Source organism: Paenarthrobacter sp. PH39-S1 (assembly GCF_030063245.1).
Taxonomy (GTDB): domain Bacteria; phylum Actinomycetota; class Actinomycetes; order Actinomycetales; family Micrococcaceae; genus Arthrobacter_M.
Genome location: NZ_JASISR010000070.1, coordinates 1 through 7162, shown reverse-complemented (window position 1 = coordinate 7162; position 7162 = coordinate 1). Strand labels below are relative to the sequence as shown.

Genomic DNA, 7162 nt, shown 5'->3' with positions numbered 1-7162 from the left:
GGAGCCTCCGCCCACCCGACACGACAACCGGGCTTTTGTCATGCCCGGACCCAAAAGTTGCCGAAATTCACGCCCCCGCCAGAATTCCGGCCTCAAAAAGCCACTACTCGCGGATCCGGGTCAGAAACCGCTAAAGCAACACGTGGGCTCGTGTTGATCAGTCAGGCGGACAGGACGGTGAGGCGACTGCTGGATTAGGCTCCGATGAAGTCATGTACGGCCGGGCAACACGCCTGATGCGGGCGGCCAACCAGTGGACTGGTCATGTTCAGGACAACCGGAAAAGTTATCAGTCGAGAGTCAGGTCACACCGGGCTGACGGCCTGCTACCATCATCGCCGTCCAGAGGCCGATCAGATGAATAGTCCTAAGTGTCGGATTCAGCCGGAGTCCCTTCCTATTTCGGGGCCGGGCGCACCAGTTGCGCGGGCCGGCCTACCGCGTCCGTACCACTTCGCCGGCCGTGGGGTGCATGGCCAGCGCCTCCGCCACTGGATAGAGCATCAGCACGCCCAGCACGGCAAACGACCACTGGTAGCCCGCTTCCGGCCCGGCGCCCGGCAACAGCGCCTCGGCCGTGCGCAGGATCAGCGCCCCGACGGCAACGCCCAGGCCGGTGGCAATTTTGGCGATGGTGGAGGAAAGCGTGTTGGCGCCCGTCATGCGGGCCTTGGGCACGTCGGCGAACTGCAGGGTGTTGTAGGCGCTGAAGCCGACGGAGCGCAGCACGCCGCTGGCAAGGAGGACCGCGGCGATCACGGCCAGCGGCGTATCCGGCCCCAGCAGGGCGCACAGCCACAGCACCACTGCGCCGCCGGCGTTGCTGAGCAGGAGCACGGACCGGAAGCCAAAGCGGCGGATCAGGGGCGAGGTGGCCGGCTTGATCAGCACGTTGCCGGCAAACACGGCCATGGTCGTCAGCCCCGCCTCGAAGGCCGTCCAGCCAAAGCCGAGCATGAACATCAGCGGCAGCAGGAACGGCACGGCGTTGATGACCAGCCGGTACAGCGCTCCGCCGCCGTTGCCCACCCGGAACGTGGGGATGCGCAGCGCCCGCAGGTCCAGCAGCGGGTGCCGGGCCTGCCCAAACCACCGGAGCGCCGAGGCCCCGGACGCTGCGGCCACGCCCAGCCACAGCCCGACGGCGGCCCAGGGCGTGGGTGCCGCACCGATCAGGTCCAGCCCGATCACCAGGGCGGCCAGGGACGTGCCGGTCAGCACAAAGCCCCACCAGTCCGGGGGCGGCACCTTGCGGGCCCGGATGGCCGGGACCACCCGCAGCGCCACGCCAAAGGCGATGGCACCCAGCGGCACGTTGATCAGGAAGATCCAGTGCCAGCTGGCGTAGGTGGTCAGCAGGCCGCCCAGTGCCGGCGCGATGACGGGGGCGATCAGCCCCGGCCACGTCAGGTAGGCAATCGCCTCCAGGAATTCCTTCCTGTCGGCGTCCCGGAGCACCACCAGCCGTCCGACGGGGACCATCATGGCCCCGCCCAGTCCCTGGAGCATCCGCGCTCCGCAGAGGAAGGCGAGGCTGGGGCTGAGTGCACACAACAGCGACGCCAGCGTGAAAATGGCGATGGCGGCCGTGAACACCCGCCGGGCGCCAAAGCGTTCGGCCAGCCATCCGCTGATGGGGATGCCCACCGCCAGCGTGATCAGGTAGGACGTCATGGCCAGGTTGATGTCCACCGGCTGCACATGGAGGTCCGTGGCCATGCCGGCCGCCGCCGTGGCAATGATGGTGCCGTCCAGGATTTCCATGAAGTACGTTCCGGCGACCAAAAGCGCCAAGGCGCGGCTAAAGGAACTGGTGCCTGCCGCCGTCGTACTAGTGATTCCCACTGCCCAAGCCTAGCCAACGGGGCCCCGCGTGACACAATTCACGCCGATCAGGAAAACAAGCGCAACCCACTCTGCGCTGACTGTTTAGGAGCACCCACTTCGCAACAGAAAGCTGCGCACGTGAGCGTCGACGTTACACCCGAAACCGTTCTGCAAGATGAACTGCCGCAAGATGCTCGCGAAATGGGGTGTGCGTGCCTCACATGTTGTGCTCGGGCAAGTCGTTGCCGGTGCGGATGGTGTCTAGAAACTTGCGCCGAGCTATCGACAATGTGTTGTTTATGCGCCAGTGTTGATCCCGAGGTTGGTGACTCTCGCGATTCAGACCGCTTCCGGGGGGACGTCGCAGCTCCCCAACTATTCATCACCAGAAAGAGGCTCGCCACCCTAAAGCACAAGGGGTGGCCTGCGTTTTTACGGCGTCCTGAAAGCCCTGCAAGAAATCCTAGCCAGCATGCTCGAACGCTGCCCCACGGGCCAACGGCCACCACCCACCTAACAAAGCACTACTGGGGCTTGGCGCCAATCACTTTTCGAATCCTAATCACCCCCCCCCCGCATGAGGGCTAGATTTTTCTTCGAACGGGGATTCCACAGGCGATAGGGACGAAATCCATGCCGGAATGCCGAAAAAGAAAGACGCCGCATCTATGACCCACTTCAATGACCGCACCATCCTCGTATCCGGAGCCAATGCCGCTGAGGTGAGCCGGCCTTTGCGACCCGTGATCGGGCAGACGTTTGACGCTGTCCTGTTCGATATGGACGGCACCCTCATAGACTCGACCCCCGCGGTGCGTCGGGCCTGGCTCGCGTGGTGTGCCGAACGTAAACTAGATCCATCGTTCCTGGACGGCGCCCACGGCCAGCCGGCCCGGGACATTGTGGCTTTCCTGGTTCCGACCGAAGAGTTCGACGAAGCCTTTGAGCGCATTCAACAAATCGAGATCGCCGAAGTCGGCGGCATCACTGTCCTTCCCGGAGCCGCCGAAGCGCTCTCGGCCATCGGGGAATATCGCAAAGCGATTGTCACCTCGTGTACGCGGTCCCTGGCCACGGCACGAATCACGGCTTCCGGGCTGGTGCCACCCTGCGTGGTAGTCACCTTCGACGACGTCGTACGCGGCAAACCGGACCCCGAACCTTTTGCGCTCGGCGCCCGGCGGCTGGGTTTCGACCCCGGCCGCTGCCTCGTCGTCGAGGACGCAGCGGCTGGCCTGCGGTCCGCGCATGATGCTGGGTGCACGACCCTGGCGGTGGCGGGTACACACGCAGCGGCGGATCTGAGTGCCGATCTCGTCATTACCAGCCTGGTTGAGCTCGAATTCTCGGCCACGGCCAGCGGCATCCACGTCGCGCGGCGTACGTCCCGAGGCGGGAAATTCCACCGGCTGCAAACATCGTCCGCGGAGGGCCCGTCCATGTCCTGAAGGTATTTCAATGTCATCGATGACATCGTCAGCAGGGCATGGATGCCGGCCGGCCGCCGGGACTGTGGGAAACTGTTGACGTGAGTATTGCTGCGCCCGCCGCGTCCGACGACGGCACGACCCCCGCCACGCCGCCAGACGGCCCGCTTTCTGGATCCGTCCCACCGGGTACCGGCCTTTTCGACGCCATCCTTCTTGACGCCGGTCTTTTTGACGCTGTCCTGTTTGACCTTGACGGCACGCTTGTCGACCCGGCGGGAGGCATCACCGGTGGCATCGCCCATGCGCTGCGGACCGTGGGCCTGCCCGCGCTCGCGCCCGTGGAGCTGGAGAAGATGGTCGGGCCCAAGCTCGCCGACGCGCTCGTGTCGATTGCCGGCGTGCCGGAACCCCTGGTGGGCGAGGTCATCGCCACGTACCGCGCCTGGTATGCGGGGGAGGGGATGGCGATGTCGAGGGTGTACCCGGGCATCGGCGAGCTGCTCACGGAACTCCGCGCTGCGGGCCTGCAACTGGCCGTGGCCACCCAGAAGCCCGAGCCGCTGGCCCATACGCTGCTGACCCACCACGGGCTGGCCGATTCCTTTGACCTGATCTGCGGATCGCACGCTGACGAGACGCTCATGCCCGGCGAGCCGGGGTACCGGGCAGACAAGACAGGGGTCATCGCCGCTGCGCTCGAAGGGCTGGCCGGACATGCCGGGCCACACGCCACAGCGCCCCGCACCATCATGGTGGGGGACAGGCACCAGGATGTCAACGGTGCGCGCGCCAACGGCCTGGACTGCATCGGCGTCTCGTGGGGCTTCGCCCCCGACGGCGAACTGGCGGCGGCAGGCGTTGCCGCCGTCGTGCATTCCTGCACGGAACTGGGCCGGGCGCTGGGACTGGCCCCCGCCGGAACGGGGGAGGGCGGCCGCGGTGCTCTATGACCTCGCATTCATCGACTTCGACTTCCCGGCTCAGCAGGGCCCGTTGCGGTGCCACCTGGCACGTCGGAGCTTGTGCGGCATCGTCCAGACCGTCTCAGGTGAATCCGTCGGGCAGCGGCACCCCAGACGATAGTCCAGGCAAGCCTGCTCATCAACAACCTTGGCCTGGAACTCCAGAATTGACCGCGGGAAATCTGACTGTCCTATGCTGCCAAGCTACACCTGAGCAAACCGGATAGGCACTACGTCCGTTATGGGCGCTTGAAGTCAGCTCCTTCACGGTGCCAGTGGTTACCGAACTTCCGGTATGCCTCAGTTTGATTTGATGGACGATTAAGCGAGGTATTTGGCTGCACGAGGGCCGCCCATCGACCGACTTGGCGTTGCACATCAGGTTGTCCCAAGTTGAGATAAACAGAAAATCCGGTATCCACCGGCCGCCCGGGGAAGCCCGCTCACGGTCAAAACCTGTCAGACCCGGGTGTACCGCCGGGCCTGAACCGGCAGAGTTCTCGCGGTTAGGCCGTGAATATCACAAAGAACTTTCTGATCCGTTCTTGGATCTCCCAAGTCCCTCGCCACCCAATTGGGAAGACGGCGGCACTTCCGGCCTCCAGAGTTACGGCTTCACCGTCATCCTCGGTGACCACCATGCGGCCTTCAAGGACGTGAATCACCTCACCGCGCTCTAAAAACTCCCATCGCGAGAGGCCTGGTTCGGCTTCCCAGACTCCAGAGAGGATGCGTGAGTCGTCGCTGGTAAAGGGAATGGCTATCCTCGTAGGAATCTCTTTGCCTATCACCTCGGCCAATGGGGGGCCGAGTAGGGATTCGTCTAGCTCCGCTTCGAAGAGCTCGCCGGGCTGGAAGGTTATGCTCATTTTGGATTTACCTTTCTGCTGCTACTCGCCGGTATCGTCTCCGGCGGGCTGGTGGTGATGGCCGCGGCTCGATTAAGCAGCGATTGAACCTTCAATCGTCAATGGGAAGGGTTCGATCATGGCGGTCAAATGCACTTCGCCTCCTCCAAAGATGGGCCCATCATCCATCGTCCTGACATTTGCGGGCAGGGGAAACGCTCATTCGGGATGGTTTAAACTACCCTTTCGGTTAGGCTGCCGGGTAGATCGTCCCGTACGCTGGCTGAACGAATGAGTCCACAGCATTCGCTCCCCCTGGCAAAGGTGACCGAGCCTATGCTGGGCGCCCGGAGCCTGGCCGGGCTGAGCCCCGGGCATGTGAAGCTGGGATAAAGGCTTCGGGACTGGCCCGGCGGTCAGTGGCTGTGATCGACCAGCTTCAGGCCGATCACGCAGCCCACCAGCCCGAAAATGAGCAACACCCTGATCACTGAGGCGGACTCGCCGCCAAAGATCATGGCGTAGCCGACGGTGATCGCGGCCCCGATGCCCACCCACACGGCATAGGCTGTTCCGGTGGGGATCTCGCGCATGGCCACAGCCAGGCCCGCCATGCTCAACAGGATGGCGACGGCAAAAACTATGGTCGGCCCCAGTTTGCTGAAGCCCTCGGACTTGCCCAGGGCAGTGGCCCAAACAGCTTCCAGAACACCCGATGCCACAAGAATGATCCACGACATGACGATTAACCCTCGGCTCTCCTGACAGAAGTGTGGGTCAGGATTTCTGTGGTAAGTGGGAAAGCATGGGCAACCCAGATGGTTTGGAAGTTCTCACACAGCCTTGACCGTTCCGGAGTTACCCATGAGTGCTACCACTCTACTCAACCCCGTCCTTGATCTGCCCCGGAGTCAGGTGACGAATGTGGATGTTACACCGGGCGCCCCGGTGACTGTCACCGTGGCGTTGAAGGCCCGCAAGCGCCTCGGGTGCCCGCACTGCGGGTTCAACACGGTGGCGGGCTATGACACCCGGTGGAGCGAATCCTCCTGGCGGCATCTGGATGTCTCCGGGGGGCCGATGATCCTGCGGATGCTCCTGCGTCGGCTGCGGTGCCCCACGCGCGGTGTGGTGGTCCAAGGCGTACCGTTTGCCCGGGCAGAGTCCCGGTTCAACACCGATTTCGAGGATCTGGTCCGGGTCGCTACAGAATTTGTCATTTTCAGCGGTGTGGTGACGCTGTCGCGCCGTGGGGGTTGAAAATGCGGCCGTGGCTGGCTCCCGCCCCTGTCGTTGAGGTGATGGTAGGCGAATATTTTTTGTCTGTTGCGGTTGACGCCGTTTCTTCTTGGTGTCGAGTTGGAGCCTGTTTTTTTCCGCTGCGGGTTAGACCCCTACATGCACCATTCCGGCCACAAGAACCGCCAGGCACCGGCGGCACTGAACGAGGCTGCATCGAAACTTATGGTGCCCTGCTCGGGACACGAAGCCATTCGCGATAACCTTGAGGTGGCACAGCCAGCTGAACGGGGGTGGACCGGTCGCTTCTACCACTCCTTCCTATTTCCAACAAGCGCCGTTTTGGTCGTAACGCCAATGGACAGGACCCGTGTTGGTCCTGCCGCATGTCATACCCGAGGCAGGAATCTTCGACTGACAGAGCGCTTGGTCCCGCCGACGCTATCTGGTCCGTCTTCCAGCCCGAGTGCTATGAGACAGGTACTGGAAGATTCATTGCCTCTAGACGATTTCTACCTTGTCTGTCACGCGACTGATGGTCCCGATGCCTGAATCCTGACCTACGGGACCAGCGATCAGCGCCGTAGGGATGACCCGCTTCGTCCCGGGTGTGCTGGCCATGATCGGTCACGGCCTCGTGGCTATTGCCCGGTGTCTCGTCGGGGCACGGATTGTCCCGGTGCCGCCGGGGTCGTTGCACTGTCATCGGAGTCCGTGGTTGTGTGCCAGGGCGATGGCCTCGGTGCGGGAGCTGACGTCGAGCTTCTTGAAGAGGTTCCGTACATGGAACTTGACCGTGTTCTCGCTGATGCCCAGTGTTGAGGCGATGGTGCGGTTGCGTTGTCCGGCGGCTAGG

Annotated in this window: 7 protein-coding genes; 3 read left to right on the top strand and 4 right to left on the bottom strand. The window is 63.4% G+C overall.

Features of this window, described 5'->3' with window-relative positions; genetic code table 11:
• Positions 1-435 precede the first annotated feature (435 nt).
• Positions 436-1845, bottom strand: coding sequence for an MFS transporter (locus QMG52_RS21200; RefSeq protein ID WP_283562387.1), 1410 nt, complete (start codon positions 1843-1845; stop codon positions 436-438).
• A 650-nt stretch (positions 1846-2495) separates the two neighbouring features.
• Between QMG52_RS21200 and QMG52_RS21195 the strand changes: the two genes are divergently transcribed.
• Both QMG52_RS21195 and QMG52_RS21190 read left to right on the top strand, forming a co-directional pair.
• Positions 2496-3275, top strand: a complete 780-nt coding sequence (locus QMG52_RS21195; RefSeq protein WP_283562386.1) for an HAD family hydrolase — start codon at positions 2496-2498, stop codon at positions 3273-3275.
• Positions 3276-3355: 80 nt separating this feature from the next.
• Positions 3356-4207: an HAD hydrolase-like protein gene (locus QMG52_RS21190; protein ID WP_283562385.1), complete on the top strand. Its 852-nt coding sequence runs from the start codon at positions 3356-3358 to the stop codon at positions 4205-4207.
• Positions 4208-4725: 518 nt separating this feature from the next.
• On the opposite strand, the gene QMG52_RS21185 is transcribed toward QMG52_RS21190, so the two are convergent.
• Together QMG52_RS21185 and QMG52_RS21180 are read right to left on the bottom strand one after the other, a co-directional pair.
• Positions 4726-5088, bottom strand: coding sequence for a cupin domain-containing protein (locus QMG52_RS21185; RefSeq protein WP_283562384.1), 363 nt, complete (start codon positions 5086-5088; stop codon positions 4726-4728).
• 395 nt (positions 5089-5483) lie between these two features.
• Positions 5484-5807: a DMT family transporter gene (locus QMG52_RS21180; RefSeq protein ID WP_283562383.1), complete on the bottom strand. Its 324-nt coding sequence runs from the start codon at positions 5805-5807 to the stop codon at positions 5484-5486.
• 124 nt (positions 5808-5931) lie between these two features.
• Here QMG52_RS21180 and QMG52_RS21175 point away from each other — a divergent pair, with 124 nt between their 5' ends.
• Complete coding sequence (locus QMG52_RS21175) at positions 5932-6327, top strand: transposase family protein (RefSeq protein ID WP_283562382.1); 396 nt, start codon at positions 5932-5934, stop codon at positions 6325-6327.
• 681 nt (positions 6328-7008) lie between these two features.
• Here the strand turns inward: QMG52_RS21175 and QMG52_RS21170 are convergent.
• Positions 7009-7162: response regulator transcription factor (locus QMG52_RS21170; RefSeq protein ID WP_283562388.1), on the bottom strand; the 154-nt coding region annotated here is incomplete at its 5' end.